Source organism: Massilia haematophila, from assembly GCF_042647645.1.
Taxonomy (GTDB): domain Bacteria; phylum Pseudomonadota; class Gammaproteobacteria; order Burkholderiales; family Burkholderiaceae_D; genus Telluria; species Telluria haematophila.
In genome coordinates this window covers 5,109,060-5,126,378 of record NZ_JBHRVV010000001.1, presented here as the reverse complement: position 1 = coordinate 5,126,378, position 17,319 = coordinate 5,109,060, and the positions used below count along the sequence as shown (strand labels likewise).

Genomic DNA, 17,319 nt, shown 5'->3' with positions numbered 1-17,319 from the left:
CTGGTACGGCCGCCGGCTTTTTCTTGCGCAGGGATGGCAGCGGCGTATCGCCGGTCACGGAATCGGACCGGTGCCGCCGTACGAGCCGTCGCACATCGCCGAGCAGGTGCTCATGCGGCCCTGGCAGTAGTTGGGGGTGAAGTAGCCGCGCGACATGCAGTCGACGTACTTCGCGTGGCAATCCATGATGCACGCGGTGTCATCCTCGGCGTAGGCATAGGAAGCACTCAGGCCGAGTGCGAACAGGAACAGGCCGATCTTCTTTTTCAAAGCAGTCTCCCTTCGTGGTCAAGGACGCTGGCACAGGCGCGGCGGCCGCCGTCCGGTACGGCCGCCGCACAGTGGACTGCTGTCCGGTCAAGGAATGTCGCCGTTGCCGTCCCAGCCGTCGCACATCGCCAGGCAGCGGCTCTGGTGGTAGCCGCAGAAGTTCTCGCCGTAGCCGCCCGCCACGCAGGCGTCGTACCTGGCGAAGCAGCTTTCGAAGCAGGCGATATAGTCGTCACCCGCATAGGCATAGGACGCACTCAGGCCGAGGGCGAACAGGAACAGGCCGATCTTGTTTTTCAATGCAATCTCTCCTCTTGGTCGAAGACGATGTACGACACGCGGCGGCCGTCGTCTCGTGCGGCTGCCGGCATTTCTCCTGACGGCGAAATTCGGGTGGGCTTCTTGTTGCGTTTCCGGCAAAGTTACCTGTAAAGACAGGCGGAACACAGCTGGCAGAGTTGAGAGGTCGCGATATGCGTGCGTGCCATACCGCGTGGGTTCAAGAACCCACCCTACGCCCTTGCCGAAGTACGTAACTTCGGTTTGGTAGGGTGGGTTCTTGAACCCACGCGATCACACCGCTGCATACCGCACCATGGACGAAAAAAAAAGCGGCGCACGAGGCGCCGCTTCTTATGGAGCTCGAACAGCTCAGTTCTTGACCACCGCCAGCCGCGGTTCGTCCGCGATGCCGAAGCGCGTGCGGATCGAGGCCGCGATGCCTTTCGCATCCAGGCCGACCGACGCCAGCAGCGCCGCCGGGTCGCCCTGGTCGATGAACTTGTCGGGCAGGCCGAGGATCAGCAGCGGCTTGACGATGCCGGCTGCCGCCATCGCTTCGGCCACGGCCGCGCCGGCGCCGCCCATCATGGCGCCCTCTTCCACCGTCACCAGGTAGTCGTGCTCGGCGGCCAGCTGCTTGACCAGCTCGACGTCGAGCGGCTTCACGAAGCGCATGTTGGCGACCGTGGCGTTCAGGTCGGCACCGGCACCGAGGCTCGGAGCGACCATCGAGCCGAAGGCCAGGATCGCGACCTTCTCGCCCTGGCGCTTGATCTCGCCCTTGCCGATCTCGATGCTGGTCAGCTCCTCAGAAATCGCGGCGCCGACGCCGGCGCCGCGCGGATAGCGCACTGCGGCCGGGCCCGGGTAGTGGTAGGCCGTGGTCAGCATCTGCCGGCACTCGTTCTCGTCGGACGCGGCCATGACGACCATGTTCGGGATGCAGCGCAGGTAGGCCAGGTCGTAGTTGCCGGCGTGGGTCGCGCCATCGGCGCCGACCAGGCCGGCCCGGTCCAGCGCGAAGGTCACGTCCAGGTTCTGCAGCGCCACGTCGTGGATCAGCTGGTCGTAGGCGCGCTGGAGAAAAGTAGAGTAGATCGCCACCACCGGCTTCATGCCCTCGGTCGCCAGGCCCGCGCCGAAGGTCACCGAGTGCTGCTCGGCGATGCCGACGTCGAAATAGCGCTCCGGGTACTGGGCGTGGAAGCGCACCATGCCCGAGCCCTCGCGCATCGCCGGCGTGATGCCGACCAGGCGGCTGTCGACGGCCGCCATGTCGCACAGCCAGTTGCCGAACACCTCGGTGTAGGTGATCTTGGCCGGCGCGGTCGCCGGCTTGATGCCTTCGAGCGGATTGAACTTGCCGGTGCCGTGGTACAGGATCGGCTCGGCCTCGGCCAGCTTGTAGCCCTGGCCCTTCTTGGTCACCACGTGCAGGAATTGCGGACCCTTGAGCTTCTTGATGTTTTCCAGCGTCGGGATCAGCGAGTCGAGGTCATGGCCGTCGATCGGGCCGATGTAGTTGAAGCCGAATTCCTCGAACATCGTGGCCGGGACCACCATGCCCTTCGCGTGTTCTTCCAGGCGGCTGGCCAGCTCGCGCAGGGGAGCCGGCAGCACGGTCTTGCCGACGTTCTTCGCCGCGGCGTAGAACTGGCCGCTCATCAAACGCGCCAGGTAGCGGTTCAGGGCGCCCACCGGCGGCGAGATCGACATGTCGTTGTCGTTCAGGATCACCAGCAGGTTGCAGTCTTCCTCGACGCCGGCATTGTTCAGGGCCTCGAAGGCCATGCCCGCGGTCATCGAGCCGTCGCCGATGACGGCGATCGCGTGGCGGTGCTCGCCCTTCAGCTTGGCGGCCGCGGCCATGCCCAGGGCGGCCGAGATCGAGGTCGACGAGTGGGCGGTGCCGAAGGTGTCGTAGATGCTTTCGTCGCGCTTCGGGAAGCCCGACAGGCCGTTCAGCTGGCGCAGGGTCGGCATGCGCTCGCGGCGGCCGGTCAGGATCTTGTGCGAATAGGTCTGGTGGCCGACGTCCCACACGATGCGGTCGTGCGGGGTGTCGAACACGTAGTGCAGCGCGATGGTCAGCTCGACGGTGCCGAGGTTCGAGGACAGGTGTCCGCCCGTCTTGGCGACCGACTCGAGCAGGTACTGGCGCAATTCGTGCGCGAGCGGCGTGAGCTGGGTGCGCGGCAGCTTGCGCAGGTCGGACGGGTCATTGATGTTGTCTAACAGGTTCATTTAGGCCTTCCGCTGCACGATCAGGTCCGCGAGTTCGCGCAGCCGCAGTGCTTGTTCTCCAAATGGCGCCAGCGCATCGTGCGCCTCGCGCCGCAATTGTTCGGCCAGCGCCTGCGAAGGCGCCAGGCCGAGGATCGACACATAGGTCGGCTTGTTGTCGGCGGCATCCTTGCCGGCCGTCTTGCCGAGCGTGGCCGAATCCGCGGTGGCGTCCAGGATGTCGTCGACGACCTGGAAGGCCAGCCCCACCGCCTTCGAGTAGGCTTGCAGGGCGCCGAGTTCGTCGGCGTTCAGGTCCTTGCCGCACAGCGCGCCCAGCAGGACCGAGGCGCGCAGCAGCGCGCCGGTCTTGAGCTGGTGCATGCGCTCGAGCTGCTCCAGGTTGAGTGCCAGGCCCACGCTGTCGAGGTCGATGGCCTGGCCGCCGCACATGCCGCTTGAGCCGGCCGCCTCGGCCAGCAGGCGCAGCATGCCGACCAGCCTTGCCGGCGGCAGCGTGTCGGCGCCGGCCAGGGTTTCGAAGGCGCGCGCCTGCAGCGTGTCGCCGACCAGCAGCGCGGTGGCTTCGTCATAGGCCACGTGCACGGTCGGCTTGCCGCGGCGCAGGGCGTCGTCGTCCATGCAGGGCATGTCGTCGTGCACCAGCGAATACACGTGGATCATCTCGAGCGCGCAGGCGGCGCGCGCCAGCGCAGCCGGGTCGGCCCCGAACAGGTCGCCGCTGGCGTACACCAGCAGCGGACGCACGCGCTTGCCGCCGCCCAGCGTCGTGTAGCGCATGGCGTCGTGCAGCTTGGCAGGTTCCGCGCCGGCGGCCGGCAGGAAGTCGGACAGCGCGGTTTCGACCTCGGCCTGGACGCCCGCCATCCAGTCGCTAAATGAAACGGAGGACACGGCGCTCATTGGCCGCCCTCGCCCGCGCCGTCGGCGCTGAAGGGCTTGAGCATGTCGCCTTCGAGTACTTTCACCTGGGACTCGACTTTGTCGAGCTGGGCGGCGCAATACTTCACCAGCTCGGAACCGCGCGCATAGGCGGCGACCGAGGCTTCCAGCGGCAGTTGGCCCGCCTCCATCTGGGAGACGAGCTGGGCCAGTTCGGCCATGGCCGCCTCGAAGGACGCCGGCGCAGTCGCTTGCGCGTTTGAATTGTTTGCCATAGTTACTTGTTGTGTTGGGGCAGCGACCCCAGAGAATGACGCAACCTGTGCGCCATGGGGGAGTCTAATCGCGTATTTTAGAACAATCCTTACCCTTGGGGTGGTCGCGCAGATGCTGAGTATCTTGACAGGAAGCTCATATTTTAGCGCAAGCGCCTTCAACGCCATGAAAACCATGCCATTCCGGCAATTTCTTTGCCTCTGTGCGCCACAGCCGCGCGCCGGTCCGAGACTGTAGAGCTCGTTACACGGTATAATCTCCGGTTCTGTCCGAAATACCGTATTTCCAAATCCAAAATACTGGTCTTTGGATTCTTTCTCTTCTTTGGGGTCCTCGAAAAGCGATTTTCGAGGTCCCTCGGCTCGGTGCTTTTATAAAAGGGGGGTTGGGATGTCCGATCTGGCTACCCACGCCAAGCTGGCGCGCTCGTGCGCTCAGCTTCCGGTAAATGTTTATTTTGACAATGCGCTGCTGCAGCGTGAGATCCAGCAATTGTTCCAGAAGGGGCCACGCTACGTCGGTCATGAGCTGATGGTGCCGGAGGTGGGCGACTTTGCCACGCTGGCATCGGAAAACGAAGGCCGCATGCTGGTGCGCAATGCCAATGGCATCGAGGTGCTGTCCAACGTCTGCCGTCACCGCCAGGCGCTGATGTTCAATGGCCGCGGCAACGCCAAGAACATCGTCTGCCCGCTGCACCGCTGGACCTACGACCTGAAGGGCGAACTGATCGGCGCGCCGCATTTTGCGGAAACGCCCTGCCTGAACCTGTCGAAGTCGCCGCTGCAAAGCTGGAACGGCCTGCTGTTCGAGCAGAACGGCTACAACGTCATGGAAAAGCTCAAGGAACTCTCGGTCACCAAGGACCTGGATTTCTCGGGCTACCTGTTCGACCACGTCGAGATCCACGACTGCGACTACAACTGGAAGACCTTCATCGAGGTCTACCTCGAGGACTACCACGTCGAGCCCTTCCATCCAGGCCTGGGCAACTTCGTCACCTGCGACGACCTGAAGTGGGAATTCGGCCGCGACTACAGCGTGCAGACCGTCGGCGTGAACCGCGGCCTGCAGAAGGCCGGCTCGCCCGCTTATAAAAAGTGGCAGGAAGCGGTCCTGAAGTTCAACGGCGGCAAGGAGCCGAAGCACGGCGCGATCTGGCTCACGCTCTACCCGAACATCATGGTCGAGTGGTATCCGAACGTGCTGGTCGTGTCGACCCTGTTACCGCTGGGTCCTCAGAAGACGCGCAACGTGGTCGAGTTCTACTACCCGGAAGAGATCGCCCTGTTCGAGCGCGAGCTGGTCGAGGCCGAGCGCGCCGCCTACATGGAAACCTGCGTCGAGGACGACGAAATCGCCCAGCGCATGGATGCCGGCCGCAAGATTTTGCTGGACCGCGGCGTCAACGAGGTGGGCCCCTACCAGTCGCCGATGGAAGACGGGATGCAGCACTTCCACGAGTGGTATCGCAGCAAGATCGAGCTGTAACGGTCCGCTGTAACAACGCAGGAATTTGATGCCTTCACTCTGGATGCTGTTCGCCAGCTTCGCGTTTGCCGCCATGGGCGCGGGCGTGAAGCTGGCTTCCGAGTTCTATACCACCTCCGAACTCCTCTTCTACCGTGGCCTCATCGGCTCGGTCATCCTGCTGGCCATCGTGCGCCAGCAGGGCGGCACCTTCCGCACGCCCTTCCCGAAAGCCCACCTGTGGAGGAGCGCCGTCGGCGTCACCTCGCTGTGGCTGTGGTTCTTCGCCATCTCGAAACTGCCGCTGGCCACCGCCATGACCCTGAACTACATGGCGCCGATCTGGATCGCGGCCTGGATGTTCCTGCTCGGCTGGTGGACGAAAACCAAGCACGCCGAGTGGCCGCTGGTGCTGGCGGTCGGCGCCAGCTTCTTCGGCGTCACCCTGGTGCTGCAGCCGGCGATCGCATCGAACCAGTGGCTGGGCGGCCTGGCCGGCGTGTGCTCGTCGGTGATCTCGGCGATGGCCTACATGCAGGTGCGCAAACTCGGCCAGATGGGCGAGCCCGAATACCGCGTGGTGTTCTATTTTTCGCTGACGACCGCCCTGGCCGGCATGGCGGGCGTGATCGGTGGCGACGGTGCGGAAAGCGGCTTCCCCTTCCACGGCCATACGCTCTACGGCGGCCTGCTGCTGCTCGGGATCGGCTTCGCCGCCCTGATGGCGCAGATGGCGATGACGCGCGCCTACCGCGTCGGCAAGGTGCTGGTGGTGGCCAACCTGCAGTACACCGGCATCGTGTTCTCCAGCCTGTGGGGCCTGCTGCTCTGGGGCGACCGCTTCGACTGGCACGTCTGGCTCGGCGTCGGTGTGATCCTGGCATCGGGCATCGCGGCGACGTTCTACAATACGAGGAGCACGGCGCGCGGCGCCGTCACCGAAAAGACCGACCCCATCGCCAGCGAACTGTGAGGACGCCATGTACACGACCCTGATCTCCGCCGCCGACCTTGCCGCCAGCATCGACCACCCGGACTGGGTCGTGGTCGACTGCCGGCACGACCTCGTGAATCTCGCCTTCGGGCGCGAAGCCTATGCCGCCGGCCACCTGCCGGGCGCCGTGTTCGCCGACATGGAAACCGACCTATCGGGCGCCAAACGCGGCGCGGACGGCGTGTTCCGCGGCCGCCACCCGCTGCCGGACAAGGAGGCGCTGGTCGAGACCCTGCGGGCCTGGGGCGTGAACGACCGCACCCAGGTGGTGGCCTACGACGCCCACGGCGGCATGTATGCCGCGCGCCTGTGGTGGCTGCTGCGCTGGCTCGGCCACGAAGCCTCGGCCGTGCTCGACGGCGGCCTGCCGGCCTGGCAGGCGCTGGGCCAGCCCGTGGTCACCGACGTCGTTGCCAGGCCGCGCGGCACGATCGAGGCGCGCGCGCCCTTCGTGCCGACGGTGACGGTGGCCGAGGTGCTGGAGAACATCGAGAGCGCGAAGCGCACCGTGGTCGACGCGCGCGCGGCCGACCGCTTCCGCGGCGAGAACGAGACGGTCGACCCGGTCGGCGGCCACATCCCCGGCGCGAAGAACCGCTTCTTCAAGGACAACCTGCAGGGCGACGGCCGCTTCAAGGCGCCCGCGCAGCTGCGCGAGGAATTCGGGGCGCTGATTGGCGACCCGCAGGACGCGATCATGCAGTGCGGGTCGGGCGTCACGGCTTGCCACAACCTGCTGGCGCTGGAAGTGGCGGGCATGCCGGGCGCGGCGCTGTATCCGGGGTCGTGGAGCGAGTGGAGTGCCGATCCGGCGCGGCCGGTGGCGACGGGTTCGTAGGGTGGGCTCTCGAGCCCACGCGGTCGTACTCTTGCATACCCCACCCTCCCCGCGCAGCGACCGGCCAGATTTCGACTAATCGAGCGTCGTAGCGCGTGGGGACAAGTCCCCACCCTACAACCCCGATCACAGGTCGTACTCCGTAGGGTGGGCTCTTGAGCCCACGCGGTCGTATTCTTGCAAACCCTACCGTCCCCGCGCAGCGACCGGCCAGATTTCGACTAATCGAGCGTCGTACCGCGTGGGGACAAGTCCCCACCCTACACCCCCGATCACAGGTCATACTCCGTAGGGTGGGCTCTCGAGCCCAGGCGGTCGTACGCTTGCAACCCGCACCCGCGCAGCGACGGACAGGTTTCGACCAATCGAACGTCGTACCGCGTGGGCACAAGTGCCCACCCTACCAAACAATTCGGGAAACCGGGCGCGCCGGATTCAGGTGCGGCGGAACAAGCCGGGATAACGCACCACGAGCCCATCCTCATCGACTTCCAGCTCGGCCTGGAAACCGTTCGCAACGCCTTCGTAGCGGTACCGGTTCGCGCCAAGCCGGCTGTAAGCCTGCTCCGCCTTTTCCACCGTCAGGTCGGGAATACGCACATAGGCGACATCGATTGCCTGGCGTTCGTCCAGCGCCTTGCCGAGGCGCCGGATCGGCAAGGTGTTCGTGAAACAGCTGGCGGTGAGATCGATATCGATGCAGCCGGCCAGCTCCGCGATGGGCGCGCCGTCAACGCCCTGCCAGGCGCCCTGCCCGTCGGCGAACAATTCCAGCACACCTCCACCGGCCACCTCGACGCGGGCATGGCGCACGCGCCAGGCGGCGTCGCAACGAATGGTATAGCTGGCGCCGTAGTCGGCGCCGAAGCGGCCGCCGATCACCACGCCCTGGGCGATGATCATGTCGTCTTCCTGGCGCAGCGCCAGGTGCTCCATACCCGGATCGTCTTCCGGTATCCAGCGATAGCTTTTCATGACAGCCTCCTTGCCGATATGAGCGGCCCACTCTGAAACATCAGCGTCCGGTCAGGAACAGGACGATGATCACGCCAAGGGAGATCAGCAGCACCTGCGGGATCGATTCCTTGACCGTCGCGCGGCGCTGCATCTGTGGCATCAGGTCGCTCACCGCGATGTAGATGAAGCCCGAGGAGGCGAACACCAGCACGTAGGGAATCAGGCCGCTGGCGCGGTCGAGGGTGAAGTAGCCGAGCAGGCCGCCCGCCACCGCCAGCAGGCTGCACAGCAGGTTGAAGATGTAGGCGCGCAGGCGCGAGAAGCCGGCGTTGAGCAGCACGATGAAGTCGCCGATCTCGGTCGGGATCTCGTGCGCGACGATCGCCAGCGCGGTGACGATGCCCAGCTCGGGGTTGGCCAGGAAGGCCGCCGCGATCAGGATGCCGTCGGTGAAGTTGTGCATGCCGTCGCCGATCAGGATCATCCAGCCCGACTTGCCGGCCGCGTGCTTGTCATGGCCATGGGCATGGTGGTGGCCGTCGCCCTCGTGGTGGTGCGAGTGGCGCAGCAGCGCCACTTTCTCGAGCAGGAAGAAGGTCAGCAGGCCGGCCAGCAGGGTCGCAAACAGCTTCTGCGGACTCGCCCCGGAATCGAAGGCCTCGGGCAGCGCGTGCAGCAGCGACGTCGACAGCATGATGCCGACGGACAGGCTCACCAGCCGCTCCACCATTTTGGAGAGCAGCGTGAACGAGAATAATGCCGCGGCCGAGATGCTGACGACGCCGGCGACGAGGGTCGCCAGCAGGATGGAGATTAGGATCGGGTCGATTTGAAGCCTCTTGTTCTGGACGTGCTGCGCTTGGCAAGCCGGGCATTGTACCTTTCCCGGCTGCCAAACGTGCGGCGGCGCTCGTGCTTACGCTCGGCTCAGGCGACGCCGTGCTTCGCGAACCAGTTGAGCGCGCGCTTCCAGCCATCCTTCGCATCGGCTTCGTTGTAGCTCGGGCGGTAGTCCGCATGGAAGGCGTGGCCGGAGTTTGGGTAGACCACGAACTCCGAGCGGCTGTTGCCCTTCCCGAGCTGCTCCTTCATGCGCTCGACCGAGGCCAGCGGAATGCCGGTGTCCTTGGCGCCGTACAGGCCGAGCACCGGCACCTTCAGGCCCTGGGCCACGTCGACCGGGTGCTTGGGCGAGTTCGGCGTCGCGTCGCCCGTCAGGCGGCCGTACCAGGCCACACCGGCCTTGACCTTCGGATTGTGCGCAGCATACAGCCAGGTGATGCGGCCGCCCCAGCAGAAACCGGTGATGCCGAGCCGCTCGATGTCGCCGCCGCGCTGCTTGGCCCAGGTGACGACGGTGTCGAGGTCGGACATGACCTGGGCATCCGGGGTCTTCGAGACGATGTCCTTCATCAGGTCGGCGATGTTGCTGACCTTGGTGGCGTCGCCCTGGCGCACGAACAGGTCCGGCGCGATGGCCAGGTAGCCGGCCTTGGCGAAGCGGCGCGCCACGTCCTTGATGTGTTCGTGCACGCCGAAGATCTCGGAGATCACCAGGATCACGGGCAGGTTGGTCCGGCCCTCGGGCTGGGCGCGGTAGACCGGCACGTCCTGGCCGTCGATGACGATGATGTGGTCGCCGGCGGAGAGGCCGGCGGTGTCGGTCTGGATCAGCGACTGCGCCACGACCGGCAGGGTCGCGGCCGCGAAGCCGCTGCCGACCGCCGCTTTCAAGAACACGCGGCGATCGACGCCGTCTTCGAACGCCGTGCTGGCAACGAGGCTGTCGCCGTCTTGTACGAGATCCTTCATGTGCATCCCTCCGGTCGCTGGTTGTAAGGTTGACTATCTTACCAGCGGTATGAACGGATGGCGCATGCTGTACGCGCGCGTATTCATGGGTGCAGTGCGGGCGCGGGTAGTTCGGGGGCGCGTATCGCCGCGTGGGCAGCGCCGACGGTGCGGCTGTGCTTCGTTCGCGGTGAAGCTGCCCACCCTACGGTCCGCGGCCGGCCCAGCGTAGGGTGGGCAGCTCCACCGAACGACATGAGTTGCCGCACCGCGCACGCTGCCCACGCGGTGATACGCACAGGCCGGGCGGCCGCGAACGAACCGCCCTGCCCCGATGCAGAAGCGTCAGTGCGCTTCTTCCCAGTTGCTGCCAACGCCGGTCTCGGCCACCAGCGGCACCTTCAGCTGGGCCACGCCCGCCATCAGTTCCGGCAGCTTCTGCTTGACCAGTTCCAGCTCGCCTTCCGGCACTTCGAGCACCAGTTCGTCGTGCACCTGCATGACCATCCGCGTGCCGAGCTTTTCGGCTTCGAGCCAGCCCTGCACCGCGATCATCGCCAGCTTGATCAGGTCGGCCGCGGTGCCCTGCATCGGCGCGTTGATCGCCGCGCGTTCGGCGCCGGCGCGGCGCGGGCCGTTGCCGGAATTGATCTCGGGCAGCCACAAGCGGCGGCCGAACACGGTCTCCACAAAGCCGCGCGCTTTCGCCGCCATGCGCGTCTCATCCATGTACTGCTTCACGCCCGAGAAGCGCGCGAAGTAGCGCTCGATGTAGTTGGCAGCCGCCGCGCGTTCGATCTGCAGGTTCTGGGCCAGGCCGAAGGCGCTCATGCCGTAGATCAGGCCGAAGTTGATGACCTTGGCGTAGCGGCGCTGCTCGGACTGCACCTCGTCCGGCGCGATGCCGAAGATCTCGGCGGCGGTGGCGCGGTGGATGTCCTCGCCTTCCGCGAAGGCCTTCAGCATCGCCTCGTCGCCCGAGATGTGGGCCATGATGCGCAGCTCGATCTGCGAGTAGTCGGCCGAGACGATCACGCTGCCCGGCGGCGCGACGAAGGCTTCGCGGATGCGGCGGCCTTCGCTTGTCCTCACGGGGATGTTCTGCAGGTTCGGATCGTTCGAGGCCAGGCGGCCGGTGATCGCCACGGCCTGCGCGTAGTTGGTGTGCACGCGGCCGGTGTCCTGGTTGACCATTTTAGGGAGCTTGTCGGTATAGGTCGACTTCAGCTTGGCCAGGCCGCGGTGTTCGAGCAGGACCTTCGGCAGCGGGAAGTCCTCGGCCAGCTTCTGCAGCACCTCTTCGTCGGTCGAGGGCGCGCCGGTGGCGGTCTTCTTGATCACCGGGAGCTGCAGTTTGCCGAAGAAGATCTCGCCGATCTGCTTGGGCGAACCCAGGTTGAACTGGCCGCCGGCCAGTTCATACGCCTGCTGCTCCAGCTCCATGAGGCGCGCACCGATCTCGCGCGACTGCGCATCGAGCTTCGCGGTGTCGATCAGCACGCCGTTGCGTTCGATCTTCTGCAGCACGATCTGGGTCGGCAGCTCGATGTTCTTGTAGATGAAGGTCAGGCCCGCATCCTTTTCCACGTGCGGCAGCATGGTCTGGTGCAGGCGCAGCGTGATGTCGGAATCCTCGGCCGCGTATTCCTTGGCGCGCTCCAGCTCGACCTGGTCGAAGCAGATCATGTTGGCGCCCTTGCCGCAGACGTCCACGAAGGGAATCGTGGTGTAGCCGAGATGGCGCATCGCCATCGTGTCCATGTCGTGCGGCTTGTGCGATTCGAACACGTAGGACTGCAGCAGCGTGTCGTGCACGATGCCTTTCAGCGTCACGCCATGGTTGTTAAAGATGTGCATGTCGTACTTCAGGTTCTGGCCGAGCTTGGGCTTGTCCGGATTCTCCAGCCAGCCGCGCATGCGCTCCAGCACTTCTTCGCGCGGCAATTGCTCCGGCACGCCGGCGTAGCGGTGCGCCACCGGGATGTAGGCGCCCTTGCCCGCTTCCACCGACAGCGAAATGCCCACCATCTGCGCCGTCATCGGGTCGAGCGAGGTGGTCTCGGTGTCGACCGAGGTCAGTTCGGCGGCGTCGGCCAGGGCCAGCCATTTATCCAGCTGCTCCCAGGTCGTGACCAGTTCGTAGTCACCCTTGATGATGGGCATGCCGGGCAGCGTGTCCTGCGCGCCTTCCGGGGAGTTCAGCGCCGGTGCGCCCACGCCAGGACCTTGCGACAGTTCGCGCAGCATGGTCTTGAAGCCATAGCGCTGGAAGAACTCCCGCAGCGCGTCCTTGTCTTCGGGCCGGCCGACCAGGCTTTCCTCGATCGACACCACGTGGTTCACCAGGTCGCAGTCCGTTTTGACGGTGATCAGTTCGCGGCCCTTGGGCAGCCACTCCAGCGCCGAGCGCAGGTTCTCGCCGACCGCGCCGCCAATGCTGTGGGCGTTTTCCATCACGCCGTCGAGCGAGCCATGCAGGGTCAGCCATTTCAGGGCCGTCTTCGGGCCGCACTTGCTCACGCCCGGCACGTTGTCGACGGTGTCGCCGATCAGGGTCAGGTAATCGATGATGCGGTTCGGCGCCACGCCGAACTTGGCCAGCACGCCGGCTTCGTCGAGCTTCTCGTTGCTCATCGTGTTGATCAGGGTGACCTTGTCGTTCACCAGCTGGGCCAGGTCCTTGTCGCCGGTCGAGACGATGGTGTTCATGCCCTTCGCTGCGGCCTGCACCGCCAGGGTGCCGATCACGTCGTCCGCCTCCACGCCCTCGACCATCAGGATCGGCCAGCCCAGGTGGCGCACCGCCTCGTGGATCGGGCCGATCTGCTTGCCCAGGTCTTCCGGCATCGACGCGCGCGTCGCCTTGTACTCGGGATACATGTCGTCGCGGAAGGTCTTGCCTTTGGCGTCGAATACGCAGGCGATGTAGGCAGCCGGATAGTCGGCGCGCAGGCGGCGCAGCATGTTGACCATGCCGTGCATCGCCCCGGTCGGGAAGCCGTCGGGGCTGCGCAGGTCGGGCAGCGCGTGGTAGGCGCGGTAGAGGTAACTGGAGCCGTCAACGAGCAGCAGGGTATTTTGCATAGTGGGAATGAATAGTGGAGCTGGCCGGGTGGCCGAAAGTGACAGGCATTATCGCAGAATCCGGGCTGGACCAAGGGCGGCTGAGGGAAGTTGAACTTGCCATAAGAGCAATAAAGTGCGTAGACTGGGCCTTGCACAATGTCTGCAATCGGCCAAGAGCGGACATCAACTTAGGGATAGTGGAAGGATGTTGGTGAAGAAACAATTAGTCTTTTGCGCCTTGTTTGCTCTTTCCTTGAGCGCAGCGGCTCAGCAAACCGACTGTACGAGTGTTGGCGCCCGTCTAAACGAGCTGGCCAGTGCGGACCAACAAGTCCGACAAGAGTGGAACTTGCTTGAGCAAGACGTCAAAACGACTGCTGCCCAGAGAGATGCTTTACAACAGCGATGGCGCACTGTCGATAATGAGAATCTGACGCAGCTCAAAAAAATCGTTACAGCCTGCGGCTGGCCTAAAACAAGCAAAGACAGCCATAGTGCGTGGTTGTTGGCTCAGCATGCCGACAGCGACATTGCATTCCAACGCCTCGCAAAAGGACTTCTTGAAGTCTCTGTCAAAGCCGGTATCGCGGCGCCGCAAGATCTTGCCTATCTTGCTGACCGCATCGCTGCCAATGAGGGTCGTCCACAAGAATATGGAACCCAGTTTTCGCAAACGGATCGCTGCCATTTGGTACTTGAGCCGGTCGATGATCGACAGCTGGTAAATCGTCGACGTTTGGCTATTGGCCTGCAAAGCCTTGAGGAATATGAGGCCGAGGGGCGCCGGCGGTTTATCCCACCTAATTGTGCAAATTCTGCTATCGAGCGGAAAACTCAGTGACTGCTTCGGGTCGGAACCAGACGCTACAGGCGGTCTGCAATCGGCCAGGAGCGGTCGATAAGCATCAACGTGCGATCTAGTACGTACGTCAGGAATCCCAATGCACACACTACGCGACTTCGAAATTGACGTCATCCGGTTGCTGGCGAACTCGGCACTCAACAAAAACCAGTTGGATGGTTTGTCATCTTTCACTGGTAGTGCAGAATACGAGTACACGGGGTCGGGCTACTTCTTGACTGTGAATCGCCACGACTAACGTAGACACTCCTGAGCCATAATGTCGGGCACAAGGAGAAGATATGAGCGGTAAGCGGTACACAGAGGAATTCAAGATTGCAGCGGCCAAGCAGGTGGCGCAGGGCGGTCACCCAGCAAGCGAAGTAGCGGCCCGACTTGGGGTAAGTATCCATAGCCTGTACGCCTGGACGAAGCGTTACGGCGTGCCTGAGGCAGAGCGCAAGGCTGTCGATGCCCAGTCCGAGGAGATGCGGCGCCTGAAGGCCGAGCTCAAGCGCGTCACGGAGGAGCGTGACATATTGAAAAAGGCCGCGGTGTACTTTGCCAAGACGTCCGGGTAAGGTACACCTTAATTGCTCAGTTACAGGACCAATTTCCAGTGCGCCGGCTGTGCAAGGTGCTCGAGGTGCATCCGAGCGGCTTCTATGCCTGGCGCCTGAACCCTGAAAGTAAGCGCACCAGGGAAGACAAGCGCCTTCTGGTTCCTATCAAGGAATCGTGGCTGGAAAGCGGCAGCGTGTACGGTTACCGTAAAGTCAGCGACGATTTGCGCGAGCTCGGTGAACAATGCGGTATCAATCGCGTCCACCGTCTGATGAGGTCGGCCGGGATTCGTTCGCAAACAGGCTACGCCAAACGGAAATACAAACGCGGCGGCGCCCCTTCGCTGGTAGCACCTAACCATCTACAGCGCCAGTTCGACGTGCAGGAACCGAATCGGGTCTGGGTGACGGACATTACGTACATCCGCACTTACGAAGGCTGGCTCTATCTGGCTGTCGTACTGGACCTGTTTTCGCGCCAGGTGGTTGGCTGGTCGATGAGTTCTCGAATCGATCGCGAGCTGGCGATGAATGCGCTCTTGATGGCCGTCTGGAGGCGGCAGCCCAAGAATACAGTGATGGTGCATTCCGATCAGGGCAGTCAGTTCAGCAGCTATGACTGGCGCGACTTCCTGGACCAGCACAATCTGCAGCAAAGCATGAGCCGACGCGGGAACTGCCACGATAACGCCGTCGCCGAGAGCTTTTTCCAGCTCTTAAAACGGGAACGAATCCGACGCAAGACTTACGGCACCCGGGAAGAGGCAAGGCAGGATGTCTTCGATTACATCGAGATGTTTTACAATCCAAAGCGCCGGCACAGCTTCAGCAATGACTTGTCGCCGGTCGAATATGAAAAGCAGTATTTCCAGCGGCTCGCGAGTGTCTAGAAAACTCGTGGCGATTCACTCGTGGAGCGCGGTCGATGTGCCTGCCGATTTTCGAGAGCGCAATGTCGTCCCGAGCATACGTGAGGCTAACTACATTGATCTAACTGGTGATTGAGCTGTGCGGGCGAATGGCTGCTTCGGGTGGATTCCTGCCGGTAGCGACAGTCCGACAACTTTGCAGCTCGACAACTTGCTATGCTGGCTCGACCGCTTGGCCCAGCGTTGCTATTTATCTGAATATCGGCTAAATACCATTTATCTGATATTCGGATATATTGACTTTATCTGTTACTCGGATAAAATCAACGTATCTGAATAGCGGATATTCGTCTATGTCCTTCGCGCCCGGCTACTTTACGCTCTCTACGGCGTCTCACCTCGGTCAGCTCCTCAAGACCACGCGCAAACGGCACAAAATCACGCAAGCTGCGCTGGCAGTCTATGTCGGGGTCAGCCAGAACCGCCTCTCGCACCTCGAGAATCACCCCGAGGAAATCAGCGTTAAGCAGCTGCTCAGCTGGTGTTCGGCACTAGAGCTGGAGCTCAAACTCGGAGAGAGAGACACGTCGGCGGCCAGCAGCTCGGCAGAGTGGTAATCATGGGACGTCGCTCGCACAGCCAAACCCTCAATCTCTGGGCCAACGGCGAGTATGTCGGCCGCTGGACGGTCAACGCCGCCGGAAACTCGGAGCTGCAGTACGATGCCGGCTGGTGCGCCTCTCCGCGCGGCCGCCCTATCTCGCTGTCGTTACCCTTCAACCTGCACAATGAGCCGCTGAAGGGAGCCCGGGTTGCCCACTACTTCGACGGCCTGCTGCCCGACAGCGATTCGATTCGCAAACGGGTTGCGGCCCGGTTCAAGACGGGCTCCATCGACGCGTTCGACCTGCTGGCCGCCATCGGCCGGGACTGCGTAGGCGCCCTGCAGCTGCTGCCGGATGGCGCCCAGCCGGAGGGCCTTGACCACGTGGCCGGCACTGTCGTCGATGACGAAGCCATCGAGCGCCACCTCCTGGACGTGGTGAGCCCAGACCACCGCGGCGGTCCCCAGGACCCAGACGACGACTTCCGGATTTCTCTGGCCGGCGCGCAAGAGAAGGACGCGTTCCTGTGGTGGGACGGCAAATGGATGAAGCCGCGCGGCGCCACGCCGACGACGCACATCTTCAAGCTTCCAATCGGGCTGGTGGGCGGCCGCAAAGCTGACTTCTCGACCTCGGTCGACAACGAGTGGCTCTGCCTGCGACTGTTCAAGGAATTCGGCCTGCCGACGGCGAACGCCGAGATTGCTACCTTCGGCAAGCAGCGTGTCCTCGTCGTCGAGCGCTTCGACCGGGTGCGTGCGGCCAATGGTCAGCAACTGTTCCGGCTCGTCCAGGAAGACTTTTGCCAGGCCACCGGCGTGTCGCCTCTGGTGAAGTACGAGAATGAAGGCGGCCCGGGCCTGAAGCAAATTTTCACCCTGGTCCAACAGTCGCAGCAGGCCAAAGAGGACATGCGCACGCTGATGGCGTCGCAGCTGCTGTTCTGGATGATGCGCGCGCCGGACGGCCACGCCAAGAACTTCAGTATCCAGCTGCTGGCCGGCACGGGGCGCTTCAGGCTGACGCCCATCTATGATGTGATGTCGGCCTATCCCGTCATGGGCCCAGGCCCGAACCAGTGGTCGGAATACGAAGTCAAAATGGCGATGGCCCTCCTCGGCAAGAACCGGCACTACCTGGCGCGCGACATCCAACGACGGCACTTCAACAGCACCGCGAGAAAGGTTGGCTACGGCGCTAACGCGGAGCTGCTGCTCCAGGAATTTATCGCCCGCACGCCGGACGTCGTCGAGAAGGTCCGCAGTGAGCTTCCGGACGGCTTCTCAGCCGCGGTAGCGGACAAGGTTCTGGATGGCGTGCTGGCCGCGGCGCACGCGCTGGAAGCAATGCCGCCAAGCTAAAAACGCCTAA

At 63.7% G+C, this 17,319-nt stretch carries 16 protein-coding genes; 7 read left to right on the top strand and 9 right to left on the bottom strand.

Annotated elements, in window-relative coordinates; all coding sequences use genetic code 11:
- Nucleotides 1-54: 54 nt before the first annotated feature.
- The 5 genes from ACFOPH_RS22775 to ACFOPH_RS22755 all read right to left on the bottom strand — a co-directional run bounded on the left by ACFOPH_RS22775 (nucleotide 55) and on the right by ACFOPH_RS22755 (nucleotide 3,953).
- The gene (locus ACFOPH_RS22775; RefSeq protein ID WP_312549708.1) at nucleotides 55-270 is read right to left on the bottom strand and encodes a hypothetical protein; all 216 of its coding nucleotides are present in this window, start codon (nucleotides 268-270) and stop codon (nucleotides 55-57) included.
- An 87-nt stretch (nucleotides 271-357) separates the two neighbouring features.
- Nucleotides 358-570: a hypothetical protein gene (locus tag ACFOPH_RS22770; protein ID WP_312549710.1), complete on the bottom strand. Its 213-nt coding sequence runs from the start codon at nucleotides 568-570 to the stop codon at nucleotides 358-360.
- A 351-nt stretch (nucleotides 571-921) separates the two neighbouring features.
- Nucleotides 922-2,796, bottom strand: coding sequence for a 1-deoxy-D-xylulose-5-phosphate synthase (dxs, locus tag ACFOPH_RS22765; RefSeq protein WP_379737386.1), 1,875 nt, complete (start codon nucleotides 2,794-2,796; stop codon nucleotides 922-924).
- Nucleotides 2,797-3,699: a polyprenyl synthetase family protein gene (locus ACFOPH_RS22760; protein WP_312549713.1), complete on the bottom strand. Its 903-nt coding sequence runs from the start codon at nucleotides 3,697-3,699 to the stop codon at nucleotides 2,797-2,799.
- Nucleotides 3,696-3,953 carry an exodeoxyribonuclease VII small subunit gene (locus ACFOPH_RS22755; protein WP_312549714.1) on the bottom strand — a complete coding sequence of 86 codons (258 nt, stop codon included), beginning with the start codon at nucleotides 3,951-3,953 and terminating at the stop codon, nucleotides 3,696-3,698. The genes ACFOPH_RS22760 and ACFOPH_RS22755 overlap by 4 nt, the downstream gene beginning before the upstream one ends.
- 391 nt (nucleotides 3,954-4,344) lie before the next feature.
- On the opposite strand from ACFOPH_RS22755, the gene ACFOPH_RS22750 reads away from it, so the two are divergent.
- Genes ACFOPH_RS22750 through ACFOPH_RS22740 form a run of 3 tightly spaced genes read left to right on the top strand, consistent with a single transcriptional unit; the run spans nucleotide 4,345 to nucleotide 7,256 of the window.
- Nucleotides 4,345-5,445, top strand: a complete 1,101-nt coding sequence (locus tag ACFOPH_RS22750; RefSeq protein ID WP_379737383.1) for an aromatic ring-hydroxylating oxygenase subunit alpha — start codon at nucleotides 4,345-4,347, stop codon at nucleotides 5,443-5,445.
- Nucleotides 5,446-5,473: 28 nt separating this feature from the next.
- The gene (locus ACFOPH_RS22745) at nucleotides 5,474-6,397 is read left to right on the top strand and encodes a DMT family transporter (RefSeq protein ID WP_312549716.1); all 924 of its coding nucleotides are present in this window, start codon (nucleotides 5,474-5,476) and stop codon (nucleotides 6,395-6,397) included.
- 7 nt (nucleotides 6,398-6,404) lie between these two features.
- On the top strand, nucleotides 6,405-7,256 hold the full coding sequence (locus ACFOPH_RS22740; RefSeq protein WP_312549717.1) for a sulfurtransferase: 852 nt from the start codon (nucleotides 6,405-6,407) through the stop codon (nucleotides 7,254-7,256).
- Nucleotides 7,257-7,691: 435 nt separating this feature from the next.
- On the opposite strand, the gene ACFOPH_RS22735 is transcribed toward ACFOPH_RS22740, so the two are convergent.
- From ACFOPH_RS22735 to polA, 4 genes are all read right to left on the bottom strand, one after another.
- Complete coding sequence (locus ACFOPH_RS22735; RefSeq protein ID WP_312549718.1) at nucleotides 7,692-8,231, bottom strand: putative glycolipid-binding domain-containing protein; 540 nt, start codon at nucleotides 8,229-8,231, stop codon at nucleotides 7,692-7,694.
- Between the two features lie 40 nt (nucleotides 8,232-8,271).
- Nucleotides 8,272-9,018: a ZIP family metal transporter gene (locus ACFOPH_RS22730; RefSeq protein ID WP_312549725.1), complete on the bottom strand. Its 747-nt coding sequence runs from the start codon at nucleotides 9,016-9,018 to the stop codon at nucleotides 8,272-8,274.
- Nucleotides 9,019-9,140: 122 nt separating this feature from the next.
- Nucleotides 9,141-10,025, bottom strand: coding sequence for a dienelactone hydrolase family protein (locus ACFOPH_RS22725; protein WP_312549719.1), 885 nt, complete (start codon nucleotides 10,023-10,025; stop codon nucleotides 9,141-9,143).
- Nucleotides 10,026-10,349: 324 nt separating this feature from the next.
- Nucleotides 10,350-13,088, bottom strand: a complete 2,739-nt coding sequence (polA, locus tag ACFOPH_RS22720; protein WP_312549721.1) for a DNA polymerase I — start codon at nucleotides 13,086-13,088, stop codon at nucleotides 10,350-10,352.
- A 193-nt stretch (nucleotides 13,089-13,281) separates the two neighbouring features.
- Between polA and ACFOPH_RS22715 the strand changes: the two genes are divergently transcribed.
- The 4 genes from ACFOPH_RS22715 (at nucleotide 13,282) to ACFOPH_RS22700 (ending at nucleotide 17,309) form a co-directional block, all read left to right on the top strand.
- On the top strand, nucleotides 13,282-13,911 hold the full coding sequence (locus tag ACFOPH_RS22715; protein ID WP_312549722.1) for a DUF6624 domain-containing protein: 630 nt from the start codon (nucleotides 13,282-13,284) through the stop codon (nucleotides 13,909-13,911).
- Nucleotides 13,912-14,213: 302 nt separating this feature from the next.
- Nucleotides 14,214-15,364, top strand: a protein-coding gene (locus ACFOPH_RS22710; protein ID WP_379733106.1) for an IS3 family transposase whose coding sequence is annotated in 2 segments (ribosomal slippage) — nucleotides 14,214-14,454 and nucleotides 14,454-15,364 — 1,152 coding nt in all. Because the reading frame shifts where the segments join, the coding sequence is not laid out codon by codon here.
- A 332-nt stretch (nucleotides 15,365-15,696) separates the two neighbouring features.
- Complete coding sequence (locus tag ACFOPH_RS22705; protein WP_312551770.1) at nucleotides 15,697-15,960, top strand: helix-turn-helix domain-containing protein; 264 nt, start codon at nucleotides 15,697-15,699, stop codon at nucleotides 15,958-15,960.
- Nucleotides 15,961-15,962: 2 nt separating this feature from the next.
- Nucleotides 15,963-17,309, top strand: a complete 1,347-nt coding sequence (locus ACFOPH_RS22700; RefSeq protein WP_312551771.1) for a type II toxin-antitoxin system HipA family toxin — start codon at nucleotides 15,963-15,965, stop codon at nucleotides 17,307-17,309.
- Nucleotides 17,310-17,319 lie beyond the last annotated feature (10 nt).

Excerpts from the sequence above, each read along its gene's own strand:
- polA (WP_312549721.1), bottom strand. The coding sequence starts at position 13,088 with ATGCAAAATACCCTGCTGCTCGTTGACGGCTCCAGTTACCTCTACCGC.
- ACFOPH_RS22705 (WP_312551770.1), top strand. The coding sequence starts at position 15,697 with ATGTCCTTCGCGCCCGGCTACTTTACGCTCTCTACGGCGTCTCACCTC.
- ACFOPH_RS22760 (WP_312549713.1), bottom strand. The coding sequence starts at position 3,699 with ATGAGCGCCGTGTCCTCCGTTTCATTTAGCGACTGGATGGCGGGCGTC.
- ACFOPH_RS22740 (WP_312549717.1), top strand. The coding sequence starts at position 6,405 with ATGTACACGACCCTGATCTCCGCCGCCGACCTTGCCGCCAGCATCGAC.
- ACFOPH_RS22700 (WP_312551771.1), top strand. The coding sequence starts at position 15,963 with ATGGGACGTCGCTCGCACAGCCAAACCCTCAATCTCTGGGCCAACGGC.
- ACFOPH_RS22750 (WP_379737383.1), top strand. The coding sequence starts at position 4,345 with ATGTCCGATCTGGCTACCCACGCCAAGCTGGCGCGCTCGTGCGCTCAG.
- ACFOPH_RS22755 (WP_312549714.1), bottom strand. The coding sequence starts at position 3,953 with ATGGCAAACAATTCAAACGCGCAAGCGACTGCGCCGGCGTCCTTCGAG.
- dxs (WP_379737386.1), bottom strand. The coding sequence starts at position 2,796 with ATGAACCTGTTAGACAACATCAATGACCCGTCCGACCTGCGCAAGCTG.
- ACFOPH_RS22725 (WP_312549719.1), bottom strand. The coding sequence starts at position 10,025 with ATGAAGGATCTCGTACAAGACGGCGACAGCCTCGTTGCCAGCACGGCG.
- ACFOPH_RS22745 (WP_312549716.1), top strand. The coding sequence starts at position 5,474 with ATGCCTTCACTCTGGATGCTGTTCGCCAGCTTCGCGTTTGCCGCCATG.
- ACFOPH_RS22735 (WP_312549718.1), bottom strand. The coding sequence starts at position 8,231 with ATGAAAAGCTATCGCTGGATACCGGAAGACGATCCGGGTATGGAGCAC.